Here is a 27,000-nt window from a genome sequence, read left to right on the forward strand (position 1 = left end):
CCGTGGCGAACACCGTCGATCCGGTCCAGGACCTCTGGCGATCCGTGCTCGCGACCCTCACGACCGACGATCGCATCACCCCTCAGCTGCACGGCTTCATCAGCCTGGTCGAGCCCAAGGGCGTGCTGGGCGGCACGCTCTACCTCGAGGTGCCCAACGACCTGACCCGCGGCATGCTCGAGCAGCGCATCCGCACCCCGCTGCTCGAGTCGATCGCCGCGCTCGGCGACACCTCGGTCGCGAGCTTCGCCATCACCGTCAACCCCGACATCACGCCCGACACCCTCACCCAGCAGCCCGAGGAATCGGAGCCGGCCCACTACATCGAGGCCCCGTTCGTGCCGGCGCCTGTCGAGTCGCCGTCGACCGGCAAGCGCAACGACTCGCGGCTGAACCCCAAGTACAGCTTCGACAACTTCGTGATCGGCGCCTCGAACCGGTTCGCCCACGCCGCGGCGGTGGCCGTCGCCGAGGCGCCGGCCAAGGCGTACAACCCCCTCTTCATCTACGGCTCGTCCGGGCTGGGCAAGACGCACCTCCTCCACGCCATCGGCCACTACGCCGAGACGATGTACCCGGGCATCCGGGTCCGCTACGTGAGCAGCGAGGAGTTCACGAACGACTTCATCAACTCGATCGCCAACAACCGCTCGAACCTGTTCCAGCAGCGGTACCGCGAGATCGACATCCTCCTGATCGACGACATCCAGTTCCTGCAGGGAAAGGACTCGACGCAGGAGGCCTTCTTCCACACCTTCAACACCCTGCACGACCACGACAAGCAGCTCGTGATCACGAGCGACCTGCCGCCCAAGCACCTGACGGGCTTCGAGGACAGGATGCGCTCGCGCTTCGAGTGGGGCCTGATCACCGACGTGCAGGCGCCCGACCTCGAGACCCGCATCGCGATCCTCCGCAAGAAGGCGCAGAGCGAGAAGCTGCAGGTCCGAGACGAGGTGCTCGAGTTCATCGCCACGAAGGTGTCGAGCAACATCCGCGAGCTCGAGGGCACGCTCATCCGGGTCACGGCGTTCGCCAGCCTGAACCGCACCGCGGTCGACATGGCCCTCGTGCAGACCGTCCTGAAGGACCTGATCACCCTCGACGAGGACAACATCGTCGCGCCGGTCGACATCATCAACCACACCGCCGACTACTTCAAGCTCTCGGTCGACGACCTCTACGGGTCGTCCCGCTCGCAGGCGATCGCCACGGCTCGACAGATCGCGATGTACCTCTGCCGAGAGCTGACCAGCCTGTCCCTCCCCAAGATCGGCCAGCTCTTCGGCAACCGAGACCACACCACGGTCATGTACGCGAACAAGAAGATCAGCGAGCTCATGAAGGAACGCCGCTCGATCTACAACCAGGTGACCGAGCTGACGAGCCGCATCAAGCAGGACACCCGCTACAAGTAGGCGAGTCGCGGTGCTGTGCCCGCGCCTCCTCGCCGCGTGCCCTGGACGGGCGTCGACCTCGGGTCGGCGCCCGTTCGTGCGTCCACGAGCCCGCAGGAGGCGGACTGCAGCACCTGGGAACAGCCATCGATCCCACAGTGTGGATAACTTGTGGAAAGACGTGGACAACTACAGCTCAGGTGTTCACGGATCGATCGGGCCTGTGGGAACCGACCTCGGCGAACGGGGAGGACGTCGCCCGATCACCCCGTCGAGTCCACACACCGTGCACAAGTCACAATCGTGTAGTTCCCTCTGGCCTCGGGGTTTTAAACAGGTTATCCACACTGTGCACAACGGTTAAGACTGTTAATCCTGATTACAAGAAATTGTTGGAGAGACAACCTTGTGGACAGCCGGCGGCGGTCCTCGGGCCCGGGACCGCCCGCCTCCTCGCTGTGGCAGTATTGGCGGGCCATCCACGAGCGAGTAGTCGAACAGGGGTCCCCGCGTGAAGTTCCAGGTCAACCGCGACGTCTTCAGCGATGCCGTCTCCTTCGCCGTGAAGCTCCTCCCGCAGCGCACGACCCTGCCGATCCTCAGCGGGGTGCTGATCGAGGCCGACGCCGACGGCCTCACGCTCTCGTCCTTCGACTACGAGGTCTCGGCCCAGACGAGCATCGCGGCCGAAGTCGACGAGCCCGGCACGATCCTCGTCTCGGGGCGCCTCCTCGCCGACATCGCGAACCGCCTGCCCAACGCTCCCGTGACGTTCTCGACCGACGAGAACCGCATCGCCGTGAGCTGCGGCTCCGCCAACTTCTCGCTGCTGAGCATGCCCGTCGAGGAGTACCCGACGCTGCCCACGGTCGGGGAGCGCTCGGGCGTCGTGCCCGGGGACGCCTTCTCGCTGGCCATCTCCCAGGTCGCCGTCGCCGCCTCCCGCGACGACGTGACCCCGGTCATCACCGGCGTGCAGCTCGAGGTCACCGAGAACGCCCTGTCGCTCGTGGCCACAGACCGCTACCGGGTGGCCGTCCGGGGCATCGAGTTCGACCCCGGCACCGCCGCCAGCACCGAGACGACCACGGCGCTCGTCCCGGCCCGCACCCTCCAGGAGGTCGGCAAGACCTTCGGCAGCGCCAGCACCGTGTCCGTGTCGATCACCGGCAGCGACGACCGCGAGCTGATCGCGTTCCAGGCCGGCGACAAGACCGTCACGTCGTTGCTGATCAAGGGCAACTTCCCCCCGGTCAAGCGTCTCTTCCCCGAGACCGTCGAGAACTTCGCGGTGATCAACACCGCCGAGCTCGTCGAGTCCATCCGCCGCGTCTCGCTCGTGCTCGAGCGCGAGGCGGCCCTCAGGTTCACGTTCACGATCGACGGCCTCACCCTCGAGGCGGTCGGCAGCGAACAAGCGCAGGCATCAGAGTCGATCGACGCGTTGTTGACGGGAGAGGACACGGTGGTCTCGTTGAAGCCCCAGTTCCTCCTCGACGGCCTCGGAGCCGTCCACTCCGAGTTCGTGCGGATCTCCTTCACCAAGACGGAGAACCCGAACAAGCCCGGTCCTGTGCTGATCACCAGTCAGTCCTCCAAGGACCAGGCGGGCGCTGACAGCTACCGCTACCTGCTGCAGCCCAACCTCCTCCTGCGCTGACAGCGCGACACGACGGAGGCGCCACGATCGACGCCTCCACAGAACGAAGGATCCTCATGCACATCGGCCTCGTCGGTCTCGGCAAAATGGGCAACAACATGCGCGCTCGCCTGCGCAACGCGGGCATCGAGGTGACCGGCTACGACGCCAACCCCGCCGTCTCCGACGTCGCCGACCTGGGCGCCCTCGCCCAGGCGCTCCCGTCGCCGCGCCTCGTCTGGGTGATGGTCCCCCACGGCCAGATCACCGACGCCGTCATCAAGGACCTCGGCGAGGTCCTCGAGCCGGGCGACCTCGTCATCGACGGCGGCAACTCGAAGTGGCTCGACGACGAGGTCCACGCGACCCTCCTCGACGCCAAGGGCATCCGCTACATGGACGCCGGCGTCTCCGGCGGCGTGTGGGGCCTCGAGAACGGCTACGGCCTGATGGTCGGCGGCGACTCCGCCGACGTCGAGCGCGCGATGCCCGTCTTCGACGCGCTGCGCCCCGAGGGCCCCCGCGAGGAGGGCTTCAGCCACGCGGGCCCCGTCGGCGCCGGCCACTACGCGAAGATGGTCCACAACGGCATCGAGTACGCGATCATGCAGGCCTACGGCGAGGGATATGAACTCCTCGAGGCCAAGGGCCTCGTCGAGGACGTCCCCGCGGTCTTCAAGGCGTGGCAGCGCGGCACGGTCGTCCGTTCCTGGCTGCTCGAGCTCATGGTCCTCGCGCTCGACGCCGACCCCAAGCTCGACGCGCTCTCGGGCTACGTCGACGACAGCGGCGAGGGTCGCTGGACGCTCGAGGAGGGCATCGCCCACGCCGTGCCGATGCCGGCCCTGAGCGCGTCGATCTTCGCGCGCTTCGTGTCGCGCCAGGGCGAGGGCTCGCCCACCATGAAGGCCGTCGCCGCCCTGCGCAACCAGTTCGGCGGCCACGCGGTCAAGAAGGCCTAGTCGCTTCCGGCCCGCGTGCGAGTACTCCATCTGAGCCTGACCGACTTCCGGAACTACGCTTCCGCCGAAGTCGCACTCGCGCGCGGGCCCAACCTCTTCGTCGGCCGCAACGGCCAGGGCAAGACCAACCTGGTCGAGTCGCTCGGCTACCTCGCGACCCTCGGGTCGCACCGCGTCTCGTCCGACGCCGCGATGATCCGACAGGGCACCGACTCGGCGATCGTCCGCGCGCGCCTCGAGTCCGAGGGGCGCGAGCTCCTCGCCGAGGTGCAGATCAACCGCACCGGGGCCAACCGTGCCCAGGTCAACCGCAGCGCGATCAAGCCCCGCGAGCTGCCGCGCTACTTCACGAGCGTCCTGTTCGCTCCCGAGGACCTCGCGCTCGTCAGGGGCGAGCCGTCGGGCCGGCGCCGGTTCCTCGACGAGCTGCTCGTGACCCGGGCGCCCCGGTTCGCCGGGGTCCAGGCGGACTACGACCGGGTGCTCCGGCAGCGGAACACGCTCCTCAAGTCAGCCCGCGCCTCCGGCGTCAAGGCAGGTCAGCTCGGCACCCTCGACATCTGGGACGAGCGCCTCGTAGCTCTGGGCACGGAGATCGTCGTCGCGCGCGAGAGGCTCGTCGCCGATCTCGCCCCCGAGGTGGCTCGGTCGTACGCCGCCGTCGCGGGCGAGGACCACGCGGCACGGCTCTCGACCGTCCTGAGCATCCGCGGCGCGACGGTCGACGACGACGCCCCCGCACCGGAGGCGCCCACCGAGCAGGTAGCGCCGGCCGAGGTCGCCGACGTGTTCCGCGAGGCGCTCGCCCGGGTCCGGCCCAGCGAGCTCGACCGAGGGCTCACCCTCGTCGGGCCGCACCGCGACGACCTCTTCCTCTCGCTCAACGGCCTCCCCGCCCGCGGCTACGCGAGCCACGGCGAGTCCTGGTCGTTCGCCCTCGCCCTGAAGCTCGCGTCGGCGGCGGTCGTCCGCGCCGAGGCGAGCACGGGCGACCCCGTCATCGTGCTCGACGACGTCTTCGCCGAGCTCGACGGGTCCCGCCGCGAGCGTCTGGCCGACGCCGTGGCCGACTACGAGCAGGTGCTCATCACCGCGGCGGTCGAGGAGGACGTGCCCGACCGGCTGGCCGCGCACACCGTGCGCATCTCCGCGGGCACCATCGTCGAGGAGGCAGATACGACAGAGGTCACGGCCGCGACCGTGACCGCGGACACGGCGGCACCAGCCGACGCCGCGGGCGCGACCGCGGACCCGTCGTGAACGCCGACGACGACGACCCGACCCCGCGCCCTGCGGAGGAGGCGCCCTCCTCGACGACGGGACCGCCGCCTCCTGCGCCCCCGGAGCCGCTGCCGGACGACGAGGCGCAGCGCGTCTACCTGAGGTTCCGCCGCGTCTTCGGCGACCCGAACGGACGCTCGCGCGACGGGAGGCGTCGCAAGGCCATCAAGCTCGGCTCGCCGAGCCAGCCCTTCGGCACGGGACGTGAGCCCCGGGGCATCGCAGACGTGCTCGCGAGCGTCACGTCCGAGCTGGGCTGGAAGTCGCCCCTGGCGCAGTCCGACCTCATGGCCGCGTGGCCCGACATGGTCGGCGACGAGCTGTCGGCGCACTCGCACCCGGTGTCCATCGACGACGGCACCCTGACCGTGCAGTGCGACTCGACGGCGTGGGCGACGCAGCTCCGGCTGATGCGCGGGACGGTGACGACGACCATCGTCCAGCGGTACCCCGACGCCGGCATCCAGTCGGTGCGTTTCCTGGCACCCAACGCCCCGTCCTGGAAACGCGGCCCCAGATCGGTCCCAGGGCGTGGCCCTCGCGATACCTACGGCTAGGGAGGGTGAATCGTCCACCCGGCTCGGGAAAATCCCTCTGAGGGCGGAATCTGCCCCGTGGGGGACAGGCCTGCGGTAGACTCACAAGGTCGTCCGCGAGCCGTCCTCAGCGAGGTCGCGGCCGGGCGACGACCCTCGTCCCAGACGCCAGGAGCCCCCGCGAACATGACACCGAACCCCGCCGACGCCCAGCCCGACGACTCCTACGGCGCCAGCGCGATCCAGGTGCTCGAGGGTCTGGAGGCGGTGCGCAAGCGACCGGGCATGTACATCGGCTCGACGGGCCCGCGTGGTCTGCACCACCTGGTCTACGAGATCGTCGACAACTCGGTCGACGAGGCCCTGGCCGGCTGGTGCGACCACATCGAGATCACCATGCGCGAAGACGGCGGCGTCCGCGTCGTCGACAACGGCCGGGGAATCCCCGTCGACGTCCACCCCGTCGAGGGCCGGTCGACCGTCGAGGTCGTCCTCACGGTCCTGCACGCCGGCGGCAAGTTCGGCGGCGGCGGCTACGCGGTCTCCGGCGGCCTGCACGGCGTCGGCAGCTCGGTCGTGAACGCGCTCTCGAGCGAGCTCGACGTCGAGGTCCGTCGACAGGGCAACGTCTACCGCCAGAGCTTCACCGACGGCGTCCCCGTCGCGCCGCTCGCCAAGGGCGAGGAGGACGACACCACCGGCACGACGATCACCTTCTGGCCCAACGCCGAGATCTTCGAGACGGTCGAGTTCGACTACGAGACGCTCCGCACCCGGTTCCAGCAGATGGCGTTCCTCAACAAGGGCCTGCGGATCGAGCTCAGCGACGAGCGCCCGCAGCCCGACGACGCCGAGCCCCGTCACGACGTCTTCCACTACGAGAAGGGCCTGGTCGACTACGTCCAGTACCTGAACGCGGTCAAGAAGGTCGAGACGGTGCACGACGACATCCTCGCCTTCGAGCAGGAGGACACCGAGAAGAAGATCTCGCTCGAGGTCGCGATGCAGTGGAACACCTCGTACCAGGAGAGCGTCCACACCTACGCCAACACGATCAACACCCACGAGGGCGGCACCCACGAAGAGGGCTTCCGGGCGGCCCTCACGACGCTCATCAATCGGTACGCGCGCGAGAAGAACCTGCTCAAGGAGAAGGACGACAACCTCACGGGCGACGACGTCCGCGAGGGCCTGACGGCCGTCATCTCGATCAAGCTCGGCGAGCCGCAGTTCGAGGGCCAGACCAAGACCAAGCTCGGCAACACCGAGGCGAAGTCGTTCGTGCAGAAGGTCACCTTCGACCAGATCACCGACTGGTTCGACCGCAACCCCAAGCAGGCCGCCGAGATCGTCCGCAAGGGCATCCTGGCCGGGCAGGCGCGCATGGCCGCCCGCAAGGCGCGCGAGCAGACGCGGCGCAAGGGCGTGCTCGAGTCGAACGGCATGCCCGGCAAGCTCAAGGACTGCCAGAGCAAAGATCCTTCGCGCAGCGAGATCTTCATCGTCGAGGGCGACTCGGCGGGCGGCTCGGCCGTCCAGGGCCGCAACCCCGAGACGCAGGCGATCCTGCCCCTCCGCGGCAAGATCCTCAACGTCGAGAAGGCGCGGCTCGACCGCGCACTCGGCAACAACGAGGTCCAGGCGATGATCAAGGCGTTCGGCGCCGACATCGGCGAGGACTTCGACCCCGACAAGGCCAGGTACCACAAGATCGTGCTGATGGCCGACGCCGACGTCGACGGCCAGCACATCACGACCCTGCTGCTGACGCTGCTGTTCCGCTACATGCGTCCGCTGATCGACCTCGGCTACGTCTACCTCGCGCAGCCGCCGCTCTACAAGCTCAAGTGGAGCAACGCCGCGCACGAGTACGTCTACAGCGACGCCGAGCGCGACGCCGTCCTCGTCTCGGGCAAGGCCGCCGGCAAGCGGATCCCCAAGGAGAACGCGATCCAGCGCTACAAGGGCCTCGGCGAGATGGACTACAAGGAGCTGTGGGAGACCACCATGGACCCCGACACGCGCACCCTCTTGCAGGTGACCCTGGAGGACGCCGCGGCGGCTGACACGATCTTCGACACGCTCATGGGCGAGAACGTCGAGTCGCGACGCAACTTCATCCAGCAGAACGCGAAAGACGTCCGCTTCCTCGACATCTGACGCGTGCGCCGGCTGAGCCGGAGCACGCCCGCGCCCCGCGGAGGACACCGGGGCAGACCACGACAGACGGAGAATCATGGCCGACGAGCCGAACGACACCCCCGAGGGCACCGACGCCGAGGGCACCACCGCGTTCCCCGCGGCGATCAAGCGCGACAGCATCGAGCAGGTCGACCTGCAGCTCGAGATGCAGCGCTCGTACCTCGACTACGCGATGAGCGTCATCGTCGGCCGTGCGCTGCCCGAGGTGCGCGACGGCCTCAAGCCCGTCCACCGTCGCGTGATCTACGCGATGTACGACGGCGGCTACCGTCCCGACCGCGCGTTCTCGAAGTGCTCGCGCGTCGTCGGCGACGTGATGGGCCAGTTCCACCCGCACGGCGACACGGCGATCTACGACGCGCTCGTCCGGCTGGTCCAGCCGTGGAGCCTCCGCTACCCGCTCGCGCTCGGCCAGGGCAACTTCGGCTCGCCCGGCAACGACGGAGCCGCCGCCCCCCGGTACACCGAGACGAAGATGGCCCCGCTCGCGCTCGAGATGGTCCGCGACATCGACGAGGACACCGTCGACTTCCAGGACAACTATGACGGCCGCACGCAGGAGCCGGCCATCCTGCCGGCACGCTTCCCGAACCTCCTCGTCAACGGCTCGGTCGGCATCGCCGTCGGCATGGCGACGAACATCCCGCCGCACAACCTCCGCGAGGTCGCCGAGGGCGCGCAGTGGTCGCTCGCCCACCCCGAGGCCTCCCGCGAGGAGCTGCTCGAGGCGCTGATGGAGCGCATCAAGGGGCCTGACTTCCCCACCGGCGCGCAGATCCTGGGCGTCCGCGGCATCCAGGACGCCTACCGCACGGGTCGTGGCTCGATCACCATGCGGGCCGTCGTCAACGTCGAGGAGATCCAGGGCCGCACCTGCCTCGTCGTCACCGAGCTGCCCTACCAGGTCAACCCCGACAACCTCGCGATCAAGATCGCCGAGCTCGTCAAGGACGGCCGCATCGGCGGCATCGCCGACATCCGCGACGAGACCTCGGGCCGTACCGGCCAGCGTCTCGTCATCGTCCTGAAGCGCGACGCCGTCGCGAAGGTCGTCCTCAACAACCTGTACAAGCACACGTCCCTCCAGGAGAACTTCGGCGCCAACATGCTGGCCATCGTCGACGGCGTGCCCCGCACGCTGGCGCTCGACGGCTTCATCTCCGCCTGGGTGGCGCACCAGATCGACGTCATCGTCCGGCGCACCCAGTTCCGCCTGCGCAAGGCCGAGGCGGACGCCCACATCCTCCGCGGCTACCTCAAGGCGCTCGACGCCCTCGACGAGGTCATCGCGCTCATCCGCCGCTCGCCCACGGTCGAGGAGGCGCGCGCCGGCCTCATGGACCTGCTGGACGTCGACGAGGTCCAGGCCTCCGCGATCCTCAACCTCCAGCTGCGCCGCCTGGCCGCCCTCGAGCGCCAGAAGATCCAGGACGACGCGGACAAGCTCGAGCGCGAGATCGCCGACTACAAGGACATCCTCGCCAAGCCCGAGCGCCAGCGCACGATCGTCAGCGACGAGCTGCGCGAGATCACCGACAAGTTCGGCGACGACCGGCGCACCGAGATCATGCTCGGCTTCGACGGCGACATGAGCGTCGAGGACCTGATCCCCGAGGAGGAGATGGTCGTCACCATCACCCGCGGCGGCTACGTGAAGCGTACCCGCAGCGACAACTACCGCAGCCAGCACCGCGGCGGCAAGGGCGTCCGCGGTGCGCAGCTGCGGGCCGACGACGTCGTCGACCACTTCTTCGTCACGACGACGCACCACTGGCTGCTCTTCCTCACCGACAAGGGACGCGTCTACCGGGCCAAGACCTACGAGCTGCAGGAGGCGGGACGCGACGCCAAGGGACAGCACGTCGCGAACCTCCTCGCCATGCAGCCGGACGAGTCGATCTCGCAGGTGCTCGACATCCGCGACTACGAGGTCGCCCAGTACCTCGTGCTCGCGACCCGCGACGGCCTCATCAAGAAGACGGCCCTGACCGAGTACGACACGAACCGCACCGGCGGCATCATCGCCATCAACCTCCGCGACGACGACGAGCTCGTCTCGGCGCTGCTCGTCGACGAGAGCGACGACCTGCTGCTCGTCTCGCGCCACGGCATGTCGCTGCGCTTCACGGCCACCAACGACTCGCTGCGCCCGATGGGCCGCTCCACGTCCGGCGTGAAGGGGATGACCTTCCGCGAGGGCGACACGCTGCTCTCCGCCTCCGTGGCCGACGACACGGGCTACGTCTTCGTCGTGACCGAGGGCGGCTACGCCAAGCGCACCGGCGCGGACCAGTACCGCGTGCAGAACCGCGGCGGACTCGGCATCAAGGTCGCCAAGCTCGCCGAGGCCCGGGGCGACCTGGCCGGCGCCCTGATCGTCGGCGACGACGACGAGGTGCTCGTCGTGCTCTCGAGCGGCAAGGTGGTACGTTCTGCCGTGGCCGAGGTACCGGCGAAGGGACGTGACACCATGGGTGTCGTCTTCGCGCGGTTCGCCGCCGACGACCGCATCATCGCACTGGCGCGCAACACCGAGCGCAACCTCGTGGCACCGTCCGACGAGGCCGTCATCGACGCCGTCGGCGACAACGACGCCGTGCCCGCAGTCAGTCCCGGAGACGTGATCGACGCCGTCGAGCCCGTCACGGAGACACTCGCGGACACGGCCGACGACAGCAGCACCGGAGAGGAACCGACCAATGAGTAGCGTCGCCGAGAAGCTTCAGCGCAAGACCGCGCGCCCGTCCGGCACCAAGCAGGTGCGCCTGAAGCTCGTCTACATCGACTTCTGGTCCGTCGTGAAGCTGTCGTTCCTGATCGCTGTCGCGCTGGGGATCGTCACCGTCGTGGCGACGTTCCTGATCTGGCTGATCCTCAACCAGACGGGCATCTTCAACGACCTCGACCAGGTGCTGCGCGACATCCTGGGCGACCAGAACTTCACCATCCAGGACAGCTTCAACGTCGGGCAGGTCATGCTGTTCTCGATCGTCGTGGCCGTGCTGAACGTCGTGGTCGGCACCGTGCTCGGCGCCGTCGTCGCCGTGCTCTACAACCTGAGCGTCCGGGTCACCGGCGGCCTGCTGGTCGGCTTCACGAACAACTGATCCGGGTCGGATCGGCCCCCACGGCCGATTCGTCATCTCCGTCGTGGTGCTGTAGGCTTTACGACGGTCCGGGGGCTATAGCTCAGGCGGTTAGAGCGCTTCGCTGATAACGAAGAGGTCACAGGTTCAAGTCCTGTTAGCCCCACTCCCGAAGGTCCTCCTACGGGTTCACCCGGTGCCTCGGGGCCTTAGCTCAGTTGGTAGAGCGCCTGCTTTGCAAGCAGGATGTCAGGAGTTCGATTCTCCTAGGCTCCACGAAAAATAGGCCTTCCCTGCTCGCCCACGTCGTGGGTTCGCGGGGATTTTTCGTTCGTGCTCGTCTGGCTGCGCCGCCGCTCGGGCGACGTCGCTTCGCTCGTCGCGGGGGCGACGTCACTTCGCTCGTCGCCGGTCGCAACATCGCTTCGCTCGTTGCGGGGCAGGGGTGTGCGGGGGGTGCACGGAGGGCCCGGCTCCGAGGAGGAGGCGGGCCCTGCGGGGTGGTGCGGGTGGGGGACTGAGTGACTAGGCCTTCGTGTCGGCGTCGTCGTCGGCGACCCAGAGCTCGTCGTCGGCACGGAGCGTCTGCACAGCAGCGAAGACGAGGCCGCCGAGCGCCACGACGCCGAGGCCGATCAGCAGCACGCCGCCGACGCCGGGGCCCGACTTCTTCTTGCTGGGCGCGTACTTCGCGGCCTGCGAGGCGAACTTGCCGCCCTGCTTCTTGGCCTTCTTGACGGCCTTCTTGACCTTGGGGTCGTTGACGAGGTCGAGACCGCCGAAGTAGGAGGAGAGGGCCGGGTAGACGTCGTGCTTCAGACGGTCCTGCGCGACGGTCGCGGCGTGGCTGCCGGCAGACAGGCCCTGCGAGACGGCCGGGCGGACGTTCTGGTCGACGGCGTGCTTGATGCGCGGCGTCACGTTCTTGTTGGCATAGCGGACTCCGTGGTCGCGGGCGTCGCCGATGACCTTGCCTGCGTGGCTCACGACCTCGCGCTGCTCGGACCACACGTCGAACGCGTGCTTCTTGAACTTCTTCAGTTCTTTCTTCTGCTTGCGTGACAGGGCCACAGTGTTCCTCCAACGACTAGTAGGCAACGGCTCGGTTCGATGCTGGCCTCCCAGTCTGGCACGAGGCTTCCTGGCAGGTAACACCGTGCTCGCTGGGCACCCGCTGATGTGCTGAGGGCCCTGTGGGAGAATGGCCTCATGTCTACGCACACCGCTGTCGCCACCATCAAGACCAACCACGGCACCATCACCGTGAACCTCTTCGGCGACCACGCACCCAAGACCGTCGCCAACTTCACCGGGCTCGCCACCGGCACCATCGAGTGGACCCACCCCTCCACGGGCAAGGTCAGCACCGACCGGCTCTACGACGGCGTCGTCTTCCACCGCATCATCAAGGACTTCATGCTCCAGGGCGGCGACCCGCTCGGCCAGGGCATCGGCGGCCCCGGCTACCAGTTCGACGACGAGATCCACCCCGAGCTGAACTTCGGCGAGCCCTACGTCCTCGCCATGGCGAACGCCGGCAAGCAGGGCGGTCGCGGCACCAACGGCTCGCAGTTCTTCATCACCACCGTCGCCACGCCGTGGCTGCAGGGCAAGCACACCATCTTCGGCGTCGTCGCCGACGACGAGTCCAAGAAGGTCGTCGACGCCATCGAGGCCGTCCCCACCGACGCGCGCGACAAGCCCCTCGAGGACGTCGTGATCGAGAGCGTCACCATCGACGAGGTCTAGGTGACACAGGTCCCCGCCGACGCAGCGAACTACTGCTACCGGCACCCCGACAGGCAGAGCTTCGTGCTCTGCCAGCGGTGCGGTCGCACCGTCTGCGGCCAGTGCCAGACCCCGGCCGCGGTGGGCGTGCACTGCCCGGAGTGCGTTCGCGAGGCCCAGGCCTCCGCTCCGCGTGTACAGCCTCGTGTCCTGGGCAGCATCCGCAGCGCCTCCCGCGGCGGGGCCCCGGTCGTCACGTACGGCCTGATCGGCGTCAGCCTCGTCGTGTACCTGGCGCAGGTGCTCACGGGAGGCGTGGTCAGCTCGGCGTTCTCGTACTACGCGCCGATCGCGCTCGTCGAGCCGTGGCGCATCGTCACGTCGATGTTCACCCACGGCAGCGTCCTGCACATCCTCTTCAACATGTACGCGCTGTACATCTTCGGAGCACAGCTCGAACGGACGTTGGGCAGGGCCCGCTACGCGGCGCTCTACTTCATCAGCGGGCTGGGAGGCGCGGCCGCGGTGACGCTCCTGTCGCCGACCACCCCGGTGGTGGGCGCGTCCGGGGCTATCTTCGGCCTCATGGCGGGCTTCTTCGTGATCGCGCGCAGCCTGGGCGGCTCGAACGGCGTCCAGCTGCTCGTCCTGCTGGGCATCAACCTCGCCATCGGCTTCGTCTCCCCGAACATCTCGTGGCAGGCGCACGTCGGCGGGCTCGTCGTGGGCGCCCTCGTGTCGTTCCTCTACACGAAGACCCGCCACCGCTCGAAGGCCGGCCTGCAGACGGCGGGGCTCGTCGCGATCGGCGCGGTCTGCCTGCTGATCGTCCTCGGGCGCTCGGCGATGTACCTCGGCTACCTCTGACCCGGCCCCCGGGTGCCTCCGACGCGAGGCGAGGAGAACGAAGGAGGCGGCACCCACCTGGGTGCCGCCTCCTTCGTCGTCGGACCGGTCCGATCTCAGCGAGCGGGGTTCTCCACCGACTTATCCACAGGACTGTCCACAGTGGGGATAGTTACAGCCGTGTAAGTGCGAACGCCTGTTCGAGAGGGACGACTCCCGAGTGCCTAGCGCCAGCGGGTGGTCATGAGGAACCCGATGAACATGATCCCGAAGCCGATCAAGATGTTCCACGAGCCGAGCGAGCCGATGGGCAGGGCGCTCTGGCTCACGTAGAAGACGACGATCCAGGCCAGGCCGATCAGCATGAAGCCGAACATGACCGGCTTGAACCACACCGGGTTCGGGGCGTCGGCCGCGGGGCGCGCCTCGGCGGAGCGGTCCGCGCGGGCGCGGGCGGGCTTCGAGGTGGGGTTCTTGTCTGCAGCCATGGCGCACATCCTAGCGTGGCGGCCCTGACGGGCCCCTCGGCCTTGCGGGACCTCGTCCACAGGGTGCGGCGTGCAGCCCCCGACACCCCAGGCGCCGCGGTTAGGATCGACCCCATGACCGTCGACGCGCGCATCGCCCCCGCCGACGGCCGTCGTCCCCGGCGACGGCGCCGCCCCGTGTCGTTCGTCGGCGTGCTCGGCGAGCTCCTCATCACCGCCGGCGTCCTGGTGCTGCTCTTCATCGCGTGGCAGCAGTGGTTCAACGACCTGGTCGTGGCGGGCGAGCACCGGGACCAGGCCTCGCAGCTGTCGCAGCAGCTCGAGCGCCAGGCGCAGGAGGCGCCTCCCGCCACCGCGGACGAGGCCGGCGACCCCCCGGTCACCGCCGCCCCCGCCGAGGCGGAGACCTTCGCGAACCTCTACGTGCCGCGTTTCGGCGCCGACTACGCCGTGCCGATCGCGGGCGGCACGAGCACGGTCCGCACCCTGAACAAGATCGGCATCGGGCACTACGACGACACGCAGATGCCCGGCGAGGTCGGCAACTTCGGGATCGCCGCGCACCGGACGACCTACGGCGCCCCGTTCAACAAGGTCGCCGACCTGCGACCGGGCGACGAGCTCTACGTCCAGACGGCCGACGGCTGGTACACCTACACCTTCCGCAACCTCCAGTACGTGCAGGCGACCCAGGTCTCGGTGCTCCAGCCCGTGCCCGACGCACCTGACGTCTCCGCCGCCTCCGGGGAGCGCCTCATCACCCTCACCAGCTGCAACCCCATGTTCACCGCCCAGGAGCGCATCGTCGCCTACGGCGTCTTCGACTCGTGGCAGCCGCTCTCGGACGGCCCGCCCGCCGCCCTGGCCGCGGCCGGGATCGGGGGCTGACCGTGTACGGCGCCCTCTGGCGCGTGCTCCCGGGCCCCTGGTGGCTGCGACTCCTGTTGCTGCTCGTGCTCCTCGCCGCCGTCCTGTTCGTCCTGGTCGAGTGGGTCTTCCCGCTCGTGAACGAGCTCGTCCCCGCCCCCGACGTCACCGTGGAGGAACAATGACGCGCATCCTGGTCGTCGACAACTACGACAGCTTCGTCTACACGCTGAACGGCTACCTGCAGCAGCTCGGGGCCGAGACCGACGTCGTGCGCAACGACGCCTTCGGCCGCGACGAGATCGCCGGTCGCATCGCCGAGTACGACGCCGTCCTGCTCTCGCCCGGCCCGGGCACCCCGGCGGCGGCGGGCGTCTCGGTCGACGTCGTGCACGCCGCCCTCGCCGTCGACAAGCCGCTGCTCGGCGTCTGCCTCGGCCACCAGGCCATCGCCGAGGCACTCGGCGCCACCGTGACGCACGCGGAGGAGCTGATGCACGGCAAGACGTCGCGGGTCGAGCACGACGACAGCGCCTTCTACGCCGACGTGCCGCAGCCCTTCACGGCCACTCGCTACCACTCGCTGGCCGTCGTCGACGAGACGGTGCCGGGCGACCTCGAGGTCACGTCCCGCACCTCCGGCGGGGTGATCATGGGCCTGCAGCACCGTTCCGCGCCGCTCTACGGCGTGCAGTTCCACCCGGAGTCGGTGCTCACCCAGGGCGGCTACCAGATGATCGGCAACTGGCTCGGCGTCGCCGGCCTGCCGGAGGCGGCGGTCACCGCGCGCTCGCTGAGCCCGCTGGTCGACCTGAGCTGACGTCGGCCCCCTCGGCCGCGTCGGCGTCGGGGCCCGTGGGCGTCAGCAGCCGCGGGTCAGCCTGCGCTGCACACGCCGAGCGTGATCTCGGAACCCTGGGGCTGGTCTCCCGGCGGGAGGGACTGGTTGGACACGCTGCCACCGGAGCAGCCGGGGTCGACGTACGACTTGACCGTCAGGCCGAGCTGGTCGCCGAGGACCGCGACGGCCTGCTCGAACGACTGGCGGGTCACGTCGGGCACGTTCACCTTGCCGTTGCTGACGACGAGGTCGACCGTGCTGCCGACGTCGACCTGGGTGCCAGCCGCCGGCGTCGACTCGAGCACGCCGTTCTCGGGGACGTCGGGCGAGTAGTCGGAGACCTGCTGCCCCTGGACGAGCCCGGCCGCGGTGATCGCGGCCCAGGCTGCGTCGAGCTGTTGGCCGTCGACGCCGGGCATCGCGACCTGGACGGGCCCCGAGGACACGGTGACGGCCACGGCGGAGTTCTTGAGCACGGCCGTGCCGGCCTCCGGGTCGGTGGAGATGACGAGGCCCTCGTCGACGGTGTCGCTCGCGGCGTCGGTGCGCGTCACCGTGAGGTCGAGGTCGCCCAGCTGGGCGGCGACGTCGTCGTAGGTGCTGCCGGCGACGACGGGGATGGTCGAGGTCTGGGCGTTGTCGATCTGGGGCGGCTGGAGGTTCACCACCCAGAACACAACGGCCACGATCACGATGCCGACGAGCACGATGCCCGCCCAGATCCAGGCGACCGGGGGTCGGGTCTGCGTCCGTTGCGGTCGGTCGTTGTCGTCGGAGGAGAGTTCCTTGAGCGCGGCCTCGCTGCCGACCCGGCTGTGCGGGTCGACGCCGAAGAGCGTCGAGCCGGCCTCGGGCGTGGCCCGGCGTCGCTCGGGCGCACGACCCTCGCCGGCAGCGTGGACGTCGGCCCGGAAGTCGGCGGCCGTCTGGAAGCGCTCGAAGCGGTCCTTCGCGAGGGCACGGAGCACCACGGCGTCCAGGGCCGGGGAGACCGCGGGCGCCACCGTGCTCGGGGGCACGGGCGCTTCGCTGACGTGCTGGTAGGCGACCGCCACGGGGGAGTCGCCCCGGAACGGCGCGCGGCCGGTGAGGAGCTCGAAGAGCAGGACGCCGGTCGAGTACAGGTCGGAGCGGGCGTCGACCGTCTCGCCCCGTGCCTGCTCGGGGCTGAAGTACTGGGCCGTGCCGAGGATGGTCGTCGTCTGCGCGACGGTCGCGGAGGAGTCGGAGATGGCTCGGGCGATGCCGAAGTCCATGACCTTGACCTGGCCGGAGTGCGTGATCATGACGTTGCCGGGCTTGATGTCGCGGTGCACGACGCCCGCCCGGTGCGAGTACTCGAGGGCGGTCAGGATGCCCTCGGTGATGCGGACGGCCTCAGTCGGGTCCATCGGGCCCTCGCGGACGACGTCCTTGAGGAGCCGCCCCTCGACGTACTCCATGACGATGAAGGGGACCTGCACCTCGTGGCCGCTGCGGTCCCGCGTCGACTCCTCGCCGGCGTCGAAGACGCGGACGATGGTGGGGTGCGCCATGCGGGCCGCGGCCTGCGCCTCCTGGCGGAAGCGGGTGCGGAACGCGGGGTCGGTGGCGAGCGACGGCTTCATCAGCTTGATCGCCACACGGCGGCCGAGCCGCGCGTCGGTCCCGACGTGGACGTCGGCCATCCCGCCCCGGCCGATCAGCTCGCCGATCTGGTACCGGTTGGCGAGGAGGTGGATGCCCTCTCTCACGCCTTCAGCCACGCGCCAGTCTCCCCTCTGGGACCCCGCTGCCTGCGCGACCCTTCCGAACCGCACCCAGTGTATCCGGGCCTCGACCCCCGGACGGGGCCGCCGCCTACGCCAGAGGGATGATTGTCAGCGCTTCGTGACACCCCGGGACGCGACGGAGGCCGCGACCGTCCGGGACGGTCGCGACCTCCGGGGCCGGGACGACGGACCCTCGCGCTACCCGTCCTCGCCGTTGCTGGGGCTCGGGCTGGGGCTCATGGCGGGAGCCGTCACGGTGACCGTGACGCCGGCCGACGGAGCCGAGCTCAGTTGGCCGCACACCGCGACGTACTGGACGGTCATGTTGCCGGGCGTCGCCGACTTCACGGACACGCTCGTGACGTTCGTGCCGAGCTGTCCGCTGGTCTGACCGGCGGTGTCCGTGCCGCCCGTGACCGAGTACGTGTACCCGGTCAGCGTGTAGCCCACGGGGCAGTTGCCGTACGCCTGCCACGAGATGGTGACCTGCTCCTGGCCGTCGCCGCTGACCTGGGGCGCGGAGGCGGTCGGCGCCGTGGGCTGCGGGGGCGTCGGCGCGGCACGGTAGATGTACATCGTCACCGAGGCGCCGATGGGCACGTTGCCGCTGCGGTCGAGGCCCGCGACGGTGCCGACCGCGGCCTCGTCGGGCGCCTGCGTGGTCGCGTCGACCGAGAGGACGTCGAGGCCCAGGTCGGCGAGTCGGCTGCGGGCGTCGTCCTCGGCGAGGCCGACGTAGGCGCTCTCGTCGACGGCGACCGTCGTCGGGCTCGGCTCCGGCTCCGGCGTCGTGGTCGACGGGGACGGCGCGGGGGCCGAAGACGACGGGGTGGTCGGGGCCGGCGCCGGGTCGTCCGAGTTCACCGCGAACGCGACGAGGGCAGCGACACCGACCAGGACGATGACGCCCAGCACGATGAGGGGCCAGAACCACGGGCTGCGCGGCTTCTTCTCGTCGTCCAGCTCGTCGCCCTCGCCGCGCTGGGCCTCGGGGTCGGCGGAGCCGGGCGTCCAGGCGGCGGCGCCCGGCTGCTGGCGCGTGCTGCCGGTGGGGTCGTAGAGCTGGGTGGTGGCGTCCTGGGCGCTGAAGGCCTGGGTCGCGGCGTCGCCCGCCCCGGCGGCGGCCATGCCGATCATCGGGACCGCCACGGTGGCGGCGGCCACGTCGCCTCGACGCAGGGCCCGGGCAGCCTGGGCGAGCGCCGAGGCGCTGGCGGGGCGGTCGGCCGGCTTCTTGGCGATGCAGGAGAGCACCAGGCGACGCACGGGCTCGGACACCGTCGAGGGCAGGTCCGGCGGCTGCTCGTTGATCTGCGCCATCGCGATGGCGACCTGCGACTCGCCCGTGAACGGACGCCGGCCGGCCAGCGCCTCGTACGCCACGATGCCGAGCGAGTAGATGTCGGTGCTCGGCGACGCGGGGTGCCCGCTCGCCTGCTCGGGCGACAGGTACTGCACCGTGCCCATGACCTGGCCGGTGGCGGTGAGCGGCACCTGGTCGGCGATGCGGGCGATGCCGAAGTCGGTGATCTTGACGCGGCCGTCGGGCGTCACGAGCAGGTTGCCCGGCTTGATGTCGCGGTGCACGAGGCCCGCGGCGTGGGCCGCCTGCAGGGCGGAGGCGGTCTGCGCGACGATGTCGAGCACCTTGTCGGTGGGCAGCACCCGGTCGCGCTCGAGCACGGTCGACATGGCCTCGCCGGGGACGAGCTCCATCACGAGGTAGGCGCTGCCCTCCTCCTCGCCGTAGTCGAAGACGTTCGCGATGCCCTCGTGGTTGACGAGGGCGGCGTGCCGCGCCTCGGCGCGGAAGCGCTCGAGGAACCCGGGGTCGCCGAGGTACTCGTCCTTGAGGATCTTGATCGCGACCGTGCGGCCGATGACCAGGTCCGTGGCTTCCCAGACCTCGCCCATGCCGCCGATGGCGACGCGGGTCGACAACTGGTATCGCCCACCGAAGGTGATTCCGCCGGAAGGTCTCATTTGTTCAGCACCGCCTCTAGTACTTTCTTCGCGATTGGTGACGCGACACTGTTCCCGAACGCGGACTGTCCGAGTCCGCCGCCGTTCTCGACGACAACCGAGATGGCCACTTCTGGGTCCGCCGCCGGCGCGAAGCCGGTGAACCACAACGTGTAGGGGTCGCCCGGGCCGTTCTCGGCCGTTCCCGTCTTGCCCGCGACGTCGACACCAGCGATTCTCGCACCGCTGGCGGCGCCGTCCGCGACGTCCTGCACCATCATGTCGGTCATCGTCTGAGCCGTCGCCGTGCTGACCGGCTTCCCGTACTCGCTGGGCGAGAAGTCCTCCACAGGGCTGAGGTCCGGGTTCAGGACGCTCTCGATCAGCGTCGGGTCCATGAGCGTGCCGCCGTTGGCGATCGCCGACGAGACCATGGCCATCTGAAGGGGGGTGACCCGGTCCGAGCCCTGGCCGAACGACTGCAGCATGAGGGTGGCGTCGTCGATCGGCTCTCCGTCGCGCTCGATCGGGAAGCGGCTCGGCGTGACGGCCTGGGGGATGTCGATCGAGTCGTCGCCGAAGCCGAACGCCGCGGCCTGGTCGGCCATGGCGTCGGCGCCGAGCGCCTGCCCGAGCTGGGCCATGGGGATGTTGCACGACAGGCGGAGGGCGGTGGCGATGGTGGCCGTCTCGCCGCCTCCGCAGCTGCCGCCCTCGGCGTTGTTGATGCTGAAGGTGGAGCCGGGCAGCTGCAGGGTCGCCGGGTTCGGGAACTCGCTGTCGGGGGTGTAGTTGCCGCTCTCGAGGGCCGCGGCGACCGTGATCAGCTTGAACGTGGAGCCCGGGGCGTAGAGGTCGCCCTGGATCGCCCTGTTCTGCAGCGGGTCGGACGGGTCGGCGACGAGGGCGTCGTACGAGCTCTTGACCGCGGCGGGGTCGTGCGACGCCAACGGGTTCGGGTCGTAGCTCTGCTTCGACACCATGGCGAGGATCTTGCCCGTCGCCGGGTCCATCGCGACGACCGAGCCCGAGTTGTCGCCGAGGGCGTCGTACGCCGCCTGCTGCACCGCGGGGTCGAGCGTGAGGTTCACCGTGGCGCCCTCCGGGTCCTGGCCGGTGAGCAGGGAGTTGATCTGGTCGAAGAACTGCGAGTTGGCGTTGCCCGTCAGCTGCTGGTTCATGGCGTCCTCGACGCCGCGCGAGCCCTGGCCGAGCGTGTAGTAGCCCGTCACGGGGGCGTAGAGCTCGGGCTGCGGGTAGGTCCGCTGGAACTCGTAGACGTCGTCGACGGGCACCGACTGCGCCACGGGCTGGCCGCCCACGAGGATCGGGCCGCGCTGGGCCGAGTAGCTCGCGAGCAGGGACCGGTAGTTGCGCCCGTCGGCGCGCAGCGTGTCGGCCTGGATCGTCGTGATGTACGAGCTCGAGATGAAGAGCGCCACGAACATGGCGAGCACCACGAAGCTCACGCGCTTGAGTTCTTTGTTCATCAGCCGATCACCAGCCTCGGTTGGTCGCGGACGGAGTCGGACAGCCGCAGCAGGAGCGCCACGATGATCCAGTTCGCCACGAGGGAGGAGCCGCCCGCGGCCATGAAGGGGGCCGTCAGCCCGGTCAGGGGGATCACCCGGGTGACGCCGCCCATGACGACGAACACCTGCAGGGCGATGACGAAGGCGATGCCGACGCCGAGCATCCGCCCGAAGTCGTCCTGGCCGACGAAGCCGATGCGGAAGCCACGGGAGACGAGCAGCAGGTAGAGCGCCAGGATCGCGAAGATCCCGGCCAGGCCGAGTTCCTCGCCGAGCGAGGCGAAGATGTAGTCGCTCTCGGCGAGGGGCGTCGTCTGCGGACGGCCCTGGCCGAGCCCGGTGCCGACGAGGCCGCCGTTCGCGAAGCCGAACAGGCCCGTCACGAGCTGGAACGAGCCGCCGTCGGCCGTGTACTCGGCAGGGTCGAACGGGTTGAGCCAGGCCCGGAAGCGCCCCTGGACGTACCCGAGGAACGTGCTGGCGACGATGGCGCCCCCGAGGAACATCGTGAGGCCCAGCACGATCCAGCTGCCGCGGCCCGTGCCGATGTAGATCATGACCAGGAACAGGCCGAAGTACAGCAGCGAGGTGCCGAGGTCACGCTGGAAGATCAGCACGCCCATGGCGACGACCCAGACGATGAGGATCGGCCCGAGGTCGCGGGCACGCGGGAACCGCATGCCGAGGATCTTGGGCCCCATCAGCGAGAGGTTGTCGCGGGCGGTCACCAGGTACCCCGCGAAGAAGATCGCGAGCGTGATCTTCGCGATCTCGCCCGGCTGGAACGAGAACGGGCCGATGTCGATCCAGACGCGCGCGTTCAGCCCCTCACGGCCGAGGCCGGGGACCAGGGGCAGCAGGAGCAGCGCGATGGACACGGCCATCGCGATGTAGCGGTACCGCGAGAGCACCCGGTAGTTGCGCACCACGATCAGCGCGACGAGCGCGATCGTCATCGCCATGACCGTCCACGCGATCTGCTTGATGCCGAAGGCGGCCCAGCCCTCGCGCCCGTAGGCGAGGTCGATGCGGTAGATCATCGAGATGCCGATGCCGTTGAGCGTCAGCGCGATCGGCAGGAGGAACGGGTCGGCCTCGCGGGCGACGACCCGGAGCACGAGGTGGAAGATCAGCCCGAGGCCGAGCACGGCGGAGCCGGCCACCAGCACGGAGGCGTCGATCGCCCCGGTCGCGCCGAGCTGAACGAGGACGATGGCCCCGGCGCAGATGCCGGCCGCGACGATCAGCAGCAGCAGCTCGAGGTTCCGCAGCTTCGCGGGCTGGCGCAGCCGCAGCGTGATCGCCTGCGTCAGGTTCTGGGCCTGCCCGGGGTCACGAGGCGAGGCGCCGGAGGAGCGGGCGGGTCCACGGGACGCCCCCGCGCCTCCTGCGGGACGGCCGATCAGCTCGGTGGAGGCCTCGTCGGACCGCTGGTCATCGAGCGACGGCATCGGCCAGCCTCTCGACGATGGCGCGGGCGTCGCCCAGCGAGTCCGCGTTGATCGTGTCCTCGACGGTCTGCTGCGTGTAGTTCGGCAGGTCGTCCACCCGGACGTCGGTGACCTCGTGCACCTCGCTCAGCGTGATCGGCCCGAGCGTCTGCTGGACGCCCTTGTAGATCACGACCGTGCCGTTCCGCTCGCCGACGTAGTAGTGGTCCTGCGTCCACTGGTAGGCGAGGAACAGGCCGGCGACGAGGGCGCCGACGGCGACGACCAGCGCCACCAGCCAGGTGACGCGGCGACGGCGACGCCGACGTCTGTCTTCTGCGATGAGCTCGGCGAGGTACTCGTCGGACTCGGGCTCGAAGTGGCTGTCCTCCGGGGTCGAGGCGACCTTGAGGGGGTGCAGCAGGATCGTCGGCAGGCGCAGCGACTTTCGACCGGCCTCGCCCTCGAACGTCAGCGGAGCCGAGGCCGAGCCGACCGTGACCGGGGGCTCGACGGACGAGTCGCCGGTGTCGTCGACGTCGACGACCACGACCGTCACGTTGTCGGGGGCGCCGTGGTCGAGGGTCTCCTTGACGAGGCGGCGCGTGGTCTGGTCGGCGTCGAGGCCGGCGGCGAGGGCCTTCTTGATGCGGTCCTCGGCGAGGTAGCTGCTCAGTCCGTCGGAGCAGATCAGCCAGCGGTCGCCCGGCTGGGTGCCGATGATGGCCGTGTCGATCTCGGGGGCCGCGTCGACGTCGCCGAGGACGCGCATCAGGACGCTCCTGCGGGGGTGGACCGCCGCCTCCTCGGCCGTGATCCGGCCGCTGTCGACGAGCCGCTGGACGAAGGTGTGGTCGGCGGTGATCTGGCTCAGCTCGCCGTCGCGCCACAGGTAGATGCGGGAGTCGCCGATGTGGGCGATCGTCATGCTGTCGCCGACGCGGAGCAGCGCGCTCACGGTCGTGCCCATGCCGGTGAGCTCCTGGTGCTCGAAGACCGTCTCGGCGAGCAGCTGGTTGGCGGCGATCAGGGACGACTGCAGCGCGAACTCCGCGTCGCCCGGAGACGTGTACTGCTTGTCGGTCTCGCGGATGCGGCGGATGGCGATGGCCGAGGCGACGTCGCCGCCGGCGTGGCCGCCCATGCCGTCCGCGACCACGAACAGCTGCTGACCGGCGTAGCCGCTGTCCTGGTTGTTGGACCGGATCTTGCCCACGTTGGACAGGGCGGCACTCTTGGGCGTCGTCATCGGGCGGCTACCGTCGCAGCTCGAAGCTCGTCTGCCCGATCGTCACCGTGGCGCCCGTCGGCACCGGAGTGGGGACGGTGACGCGCTCGTCCGCGAGGAACGTCCCGTTCGTGCTGTCCAGGTCCTGCACGACCCAACGTCCGTTCCAGAGCATCAGCCGGGCGTGGTGCGTCGAGGTGTAGTCGTCGCGGATCACCAGGTTGCTCTCCTGCGACCGACCGATCGTGAGGGGTCCGTCGCCGAGCGGCATCTCGAGTCCCGCCTTGGCGCCCTTCGTGATGACGAGGCGCGTCGCGGCGCCGTCGGACGACGGGGCGACGGGCGCGCGCTGCTGCGCGGGCGCCGGCGTGGACACGGGCCGGGGCGCAGGAGGCGCGGCGGCGGCCGACGAGGCTCGTCCCGGCTGCTGGTCGGTCGGCATCTTGCGCGCCCGCTGCCCGAAGAGGTCGGACCGCAGGGCGAAGACGACGGCGAAGACGAAGAGCCACAGCACGGCCAGGAAGGCGAAGCGCAGGGCGAAGAGGGTCAGCTCACTGGTCACCAGGATCCCCCTCGGACGTCGGGCCCGTCGAAGGGGTCGGGCGTCGATGACTGGGGGAGCACCCGGAACACGATACGCGTACGACCGATCTCGATGACCGAGTCGGGCTGCAGGGCGGCCTTGGAGAGCGGTGCGCCGTTGAGCTTCGAGCCGTTCGTGGAGCCCAGGTCGCGGGCCTGCGCGCGCTGGCCGTCCCAGAGGATCTCGACGTGCTTGCGGCTCGTGCCCGTGTCCTGCACGGTGATGTCCGCGTCGCTGCCGCGGCCGATGACGGTGCGCTGGCCGGTGATGGCGTGGCGCGTGCCGTCGACGTCGACGAACGGGCGCCACGTCACGTCGCCCTGGACGTTGCGCGAGTCGACGGCGAGGATGCCGACGCTCAGCGCCGCGTCCTCCCGGAGCTGGACCCGGAGCGGACCGGCGAACTGGTAGCCCTGCGCCGTCGCGTGACGCTGCGTGAGCTGCGTGAGCTCGTCGATCAGGGCGGGACCCACGGAGGCCATCGCCTCGTGGTCGGCCGGGGAGAGCCGGACCAGGAGCTCGTTCGGCACGAGGATGCGGTCACGGGAGACCACGGCCGCCTTCGTGTCGAGCTCGCGCCGCAGCGCGCTCGTGATCTCGAGGGGCTGCACGCTCGAACGGAACGTCTTGGCGAAGGCGCCGTTCACGGCGCGCTCCAGCCCGCGTTCGAAGTTGTCGAGCAGTCCCATGGGTCTCCAGGTTCGGGGGTCGCTGGTCGCCCGATCTTAGCCGGACGGCGTGGACGGCCCCCGCAGGTGCTCTGACGGGGCGCTCGGACATGATAATGTTCTCGAGTTCGCGCGAGTGGCGGAATTGGCAGACGCGCTGGCTTCAGGTGCCAGTGCTCGAAAGGGCGTGGGGGTTCAAGTCCCCCCTCGCGCACGCGAACGAAAAGGCCCTCCTCTGGAGGGCCTTTCTCGTTCGTGGTGCCTTCTATCGCGCCGCCGCCCCTGCGGCGCGACGATGCGAGATCCCACTCGACGGTCATGCCGACGGATCTGCCCGCCCGGGTTCTGGACCTTGCAAGGAAGTTTCCACATCGCCCTGACGTGTAAAGAAATGCCGATTTTCTTTACACGTCGACTAATTACGGCGGCGGGCGTCCTGTCCGACGTCAAGGTCGGACGAGAGCGTCTCTTCGTCAACGGCCGCTTCCTTCGCTTGCTCGCGCGGGACGAGGAAAGCGTGCTGCCGGTGACGACGCCGACGCTCTTCTAACTCCAGCTCCGGACGCGGCCTGACCGGTCGGTGCCGCGGGTCGGCGCAGGACGGCTCAGCGCAGCGGGGCGATCAGGCGGGGGCCGGTGTTGCGCACCGAGCCGACGTCGCGCGTGACCTCGTGGTGCACGAGGTCGTGGGCCACCTCGAAGGAGGCGCGGTCGAGCAGCGCGAGCAGCTCGCCCGTGTCGAGGTGGTCGCCCAGCCAGTCGTCGTAGGCGTCGGGCGTGAGGCAGGACGGCATCCGGTCGTGGACCTCGCCGGGCGCGACGTGGGCGTCGCGGGTGATGATCGACATCGAGAGCACCCACCGCGTCGGGTCGTCCTCGTCCGCGGCGGGGTCGGGCCAGGCGCTCATCACCCCGGCCATGGCGAGGCCGGCGTCCGGCTGGTGCACGAAGTGCGGCTGCTTGCCCGTCTCGGTGACGACCCACTCGTAGTAGCCGAGGGCCGGCACGATGCAGCGTGCCTGCGCGAACGGCCGTCGGAACATCCCGCTCGTCGCTACCGTCTCGACGCGGGCGTTGATCGGCTGGGGCCGCTTCTTCAGGTCCGGGTACCACGGCGGCGTCAGTCCCCAGCGTGCCTGGGCGAGCTCGCGCTCGCCGTGTCGCGTGCGCACGACGGGCACCGTCGTGGTCGGGGCGACGTTGAAGTCGTCCGGCAGGGTCCCGAGACCGGCGAGCAGGTCGGGCATCAGGTCCGACGTGGCCTTCGCGATGACGTAGCGGCCGCACATGGCGCCAGTCTGCTCTCGTCGCGGCGCGGGCGGAAGGGCTCGTGCACCGGGGCGTCCGACGGTTCCCCTCGGGGCATCCCGCGTGGTTCACTGTGGCCACGCGCGGCGGCGCCGCCGCTCGGGAACAGGAGAGGTGGTCGCCGTGGCTCGCTCAGGAGAGGTCGCCGACGCGGCGGAGGAGCTGCACGGCTGGGTGGTCGTGGGCGTCGTCCCCGCCACCGCCGAGGCCGTCGTCGCCCGGGCCGCGGAGTTCGCCCGCCGGTTCGGCACCGGGCTCGCCTGCGTGGCTGTCGAGCCCGACCGGATGGCCTTCGCGGAGAGCATCGACGGGACCGTGCTCTCGTACCCGATCGCGCCGGAGGACTGGGCCGACGAGATCACGTTCGAGCCGGAGCTGCGCGAGCGCCTGCTCACGGTGCTGGTCGACCACGCCGGACCGGTGGCGTTCGTCGCCCTGACCGGCGACCCCGCGACGGGCCTCGCGTCGTTCGCGGGCACGGTCGACGCGCCGATGATCGTGGTGGGCAGCCGGGAGGCAGGGCTCCGGGGGAGCCTGCGCGAGTTCTTCGCCGGCTCCGTGGCGCTGCACCTCAGCCACCGGCAGACGCGACCCGTGGTCGTCGTGCCGCTCGCGCCCGTGTCGCGCGCCCAGGCGCTGCCGTGGGAGGACGAGCTGTAGCGGCG

24 protein-coding genes and 3 tRNA genes are annotated in these 27,000 nt (G+C 69.8%); 17 read left to right on the plus strand and 10 right to left on the minus strand.

The window, feature by feature from the left end:
* Nucleotides 1-2 precede the first annotated feature (2 nt).
* The 10 genes from dnaA (at nt 3) to EDF20_RS13820 (ending at nt 11,379) form a co-directional block, all read left to right on the plus strand.
* Nucleotides 3-1,418: a chromosomal replication initiator protein DnaA gene (dnaA, locus tag EDF20_RS13775; protein ID WP_123547400.1), complete on the plus strand. Its 1,416-nt coding sequence runs from the start codon at nt 3-5 to the stop codon at nt 1,416-1,418.
* A 490-nt stretch (nt 1,419-1,908) separates the two neighbouring features.
* Complete coding sequence (gene dnaN, locus EDF20_RS13780; RefSeq protein WP_133739079.1) at nt 1,909-3,057, plus strand: DNA polymerase III subunit beta; 1,149 nt, start codon at nt 1,909-1,911, stop codon at nt 3,055-3,057.
* A gap of 56 nt (nt 3,058-3,113) precedes the next feature.
* Complete coding sequence (gene gnd, locus EDF20_RS13785) at nt 3,114-3,998, plus strand: phosphogluconate dehydrogenase (NAD(+)-dependent, decarboxylating) (RefSeq protein WP_123547402.1); 885 nt, start codon at nt 3,114-3,116, stop codon at nt 3,996-3,998.
* 15 nt (nt 3,999-4,013) lie between these two features.
* On the plus strand, nt 4,014-5,258 hold the full coding sequence (gene recF / locus EDF20_RS13790; RefSeq protein ID WP_133739080.1) for a DNA replication/repair protein RecF: 1,245 nt from the start codon (nt 4,014-4,016) through the stop codon (nt 5,256-5,258).
* On the plus strand, nt 5,255-5,836 hold the full coding sequence (locus EDF20_RS13795) for a DciA family protein (protein WP_347876502.1): 582 nt from the start codon (nt 5,255-5,257) through the stop codon (nt 5,834-5,836). Before recF ends, EDF20_RS13795 begins: the two co-directional genes overlap by 4 nt.
* Nucleotides 5,837-6,001: 165 nt before the next feature.
* Nucleotides 6,002-7,975 carry a DNA topoisomerase (ATP-hydrolyzing) subunit B gene (gyrB, locus tag EDF20_RS13800; protein ID WP_123547404.1) on the plus strand — a complete coding sequence of 658 codons (1,974 nt, stop codon included), beginning with the start codon at nt 6,002-6,004 and terminating at the stop codon, nt 7,973-7,975.
* 76 nt (nt 7,976-8,051) lie between these two features.
* On the plus strand, nt 8,052-10,724 hold the full coding sequence (gyrA, locus tag EDF20_RS13805) for a DNA gyrase subunit A (protein ID WP_133739081.1): 2,673 nt from the start codon (nt 8,052-8,054) through the stop codon (nt 10,722-10,724).
* Nucleotides 10,717-11,124, plus strand: coding sequence for a DUF3566 domain-containing protein (locus EDF20_RS13810; RefSeq protein ID WP_123547406.1), 408 nt, complete (start codon nt 10,717-10,719; stop codon nt 11,122-11,124). The genes gyrA and EDF20_RS13810 overlap by 8 nt, the downstream gene beginning before the upstream one ends.
* Before the next feature lie 71 nt (nt 11,125-11,195).
* Nucleotides 11,196-11,269 (plus strand) — tRNA-Ile (locus EDF20_RS13815).
* A gap of 37 nt (nt 11,270-11,306) precedes the next feature.
* Nucleotides 11,307-11,379, plus strand: a tRNA-Ala gene (locus EDF20_RS13820).
* Between the two features lie 249 nt (nt 11,380-11,628).
* Here EDF20_RS13820 and EDF20_RS13825 read toward each other — a convergent pair.
* Nucleotides 11,629-12,174: a hypothetical protein gene (locus EDF20_RS13825; RefSeq protein ID WP_123547407.1), complete on the minus strand. Its 546-nt coding sequence runs from the start codon at nt 12,172-12,174 to the stop codon at nt 11,629-11,631.
* A gap of 138 nt (nt 12,175-12,312) precedes the next feature.
* Here EDF20_RS13825 and EDF20_RS13830 point away from each other — a divergent pair, with 138 nt between their 5' ends.
* Together EDF20_RS13830 and EDF20_RS13835 are read left to right on the plus strand one after the other, a co-directional pair.
* Complete coding sequence (locus EDF20_RS13830; RefSeq protein WP_123547408.1) at nt 12,313-12,852, plus strand: peptidylprolyl isomerase; 540 nt, start codon at nt 12,313-12,315, stop codon at nt 12,850-12,852.
* Nucleotides 12,853-13,698 carry a rhomboid family intramembrane serine protease gene (locus tag EDF20_RS13835; protein WP_133739082.1) on the plus strand — a complete coding sequence of 282 codons (846 nt, stop codon included), beginning with the start codon at nt 12,853-12,855 and terminating at the stop codon, nt 13,696-13,698.
* A 203-nt stretch (nt 13,699-13,901) separates the two neighbouring features.
* Here the strand turns inward: EDF20_RS13835 and EDF20_RS13840 are convergent, their stop codons facing one another.
* Nucleotides 13,902-14,165, minus strand: a complete 264-nt coding sequence (locus EDF20_RS13840) for a cell division protein CrgA (RefSeq protein ID WP_123547410.1) — start codon at nt 14,163-14,165, stop codon at nt 13,902-13,904.
* A 114-nt stretch (nt 14,166-14,279) separates the two neighbouring features.
* Here EDF20_RS13840 and EDF20_RS13845 point away from each other — a divergent pair, with 114 nt between their 5' ends.
* The 3 genes from EDF20_RS13845 to EDF20_RS13850 are packed head-to-tail and all read left to right on the plus strand — an operon-like array spanning nt 14,280 to nt 15,852.
* Nucleotides 14,280-15,053, plus strand: a complete 774-nt coding sequence (locus tag EDF20_RS13845; protein WP_123547411.1) for a class E sortase — start codon at nt 14,280-14,282, stop codon at nt 15,051-15,053.
* A 2-nt stretch (nt 15,054-15,055) separates the two neighbouring features.
* The gene (locus tag EDF20_RS15765; RefSeq protein ID WP_166644836.1) at nt 15,056-15,217 is read left to right on the plus strand and encodes a hypothetical protein; all 162 of its coding nucleotides are present in this window, start codon (nt 15,056-15,058) and stop codon (nt 15,215-15,217) included.
* A complete protein-coding gene (locus tag EDF20_RS13850; protein WP_123547412.1) occupies nt 15,214-15,852 on the plus strand; it encodes a gamma-glutamyl-gamma-aminobutyrate hydrolase family protein in 639 nt (212 codons plus the stop codon). The genes EDF20_RS15765 and EDF20_RS13850 overlap by 4 nt, the downstream gene beginning before the upstream one ends.
* 56 nt (nt 15,853-15,908) lie before the next feature.
* On the opposite strand, the gene pknB is transcribed toward EDF20_RS13850, so the two are convergent.
* From pknB to EDF20_RS13885, 7 genes are all read right to left on the minus strand, one after another.
* On the minus strand, nt 15,909-17,618 hold the full coding sequence (pknB, locus tag EDF20_RS13855; protein WP_133739083.1) for a Stk1 family PASTA domain-containing Ser/Thr kinase: 1,710 nt from the start codon (nt 17,616-17,618) through the stop codon (nt 15,909-15,911).
* A 204-nt stretch (nt 17,619-17,822) separates the two neighbouring features.
* Complete coding sequence (locus EDF20_RS13860; protein WP_123547414.1) at nt 17,823-19,607, minus strand: serine/threonine-protein kinase; 1,785 nt, start codon at nt 19,605-19,607, stop codon at nt 17,823-17,825.
* A complete protein-coding gene (locus tag EDF20_RS13865) occupies nt 19,604-21,076 on the minus strand; it encodes a penicillin-binding transpeptidase domain-containing protein (protein ID WP_133739084.1) in 1,473 nt (490 codons plus the stop codon). Before EDF20_RS13865 ends, EDF20_RS13860 begins: the two co-directional genes overlap by 4 nt.
* Complete coding sequence (locus EDF20_RS13870) at nt 21,076-22,569, minus strand: FtsW/RodA/SpoVE family cell cycle protein (RefSeq protein ID WP_123547416.1); 1,494 nt, start codon at nt 22,567-22,569, stop codon at nt 21,076-21,078. Before EDF20_RS13870 ends, EDF20_RS13865 begins: the two co-directional genes overlap by 1 nt.
* Nucleotides 22,553-23,797: a PP2C family serine/threonine-protein phosphatase gene (locus tag EDF20_RS13875; RefSeq protein WP_123547417.1), complete on the minus strand. Its 1,245-nt coding sequence runs from the start codon at nt 23,795-23,797 to the stop codon at nt 22,553-22,555. Before EDF20_RS13875 ends, EDF20_RS13870 begins: the two co-directional genes overlap by 17 nt.
* Before the next feature lie 7 nt (nt 23,798-23,804).
* Nucleotides 23,805-24,341, minus strand: a complete 537-nt coding sequence (locus tag EDF20_RS13880; RefSeq protein WP_133739178.1) for an FHA domain-containing protein — start codon at nt 24,339-24,341, stop codon at nt 23,805-23,807.
* Nucleotides 24,335-25,048 carry a DUF3662 and FHA domain-containing protein gene (locus tag EDF20_RS13885; RefSeq protein ID WP_133739085.1) on the minus strand — a complete coding sequence of 238 codons (714 nt, stop codon included), beginning with the start codon at nt 25,046-25,048 and terminating at the stop codon, nt 24,335-24,337. Before EDF20_RS13885 ends, EDF20_RS13880 begins: the two co-directional genes overlap by 7 nt.
* A 109-nt stretch (nt 25,049-25,157) precedes the next feature.
* Between EDF20_RS13885 and EDF20_RS13890 the strand changes: the two genes are divergently transcribed.
* A tRNA-Leu gene (locus EDF20_RS13890) sits at nt 25,158-25,241 on the plus strand.
* A gap of 391 nt (nt 25,242-25,632) precedes the next feature.
* On the opposite strand, the gene EDF20_RS13895 is transcribed toward EDF20_RS13890, so the two are convergent.
* Nucleotides 25,633-26,316: an SOS response-associated peptidase gene (locus EDF20_RS13895; protein ID WP_133739086.1), complete on the minus strand. Its 684-nt coding sequence runs from the start codon at nt 26,314-26,316 to the stop codon at nt 25,633-25,635.
* A 142-nt stretch (nt 26,317-26,458) separates the two neighbouring features.
* Between EDF20_RS13895 and EDF20_RS13900 the strand changes: the two genes are divergently transcribed.
* Complete coding sequence (locus tag EDF20_RS13900; RefSeq protein WP_158614653.1) at nt 26,459-26,995, plus strand: universal stress protein; 537 nt, start codon at nt 26,459-26,461, stop codon at nt 26,993-26,995.
* Nucleotides 26,996-27,000 lie beyond the last annotated feature (5 nt).

It is taken from the genome of Frigoribacterium sp. PhB116 (genome assembly GCF_004364285.1).
GTDB lineage: Bacteria > Actinomycetota > Actinomycetes > Actinomycetales > Microbacteriaceae > Frigoribacterium.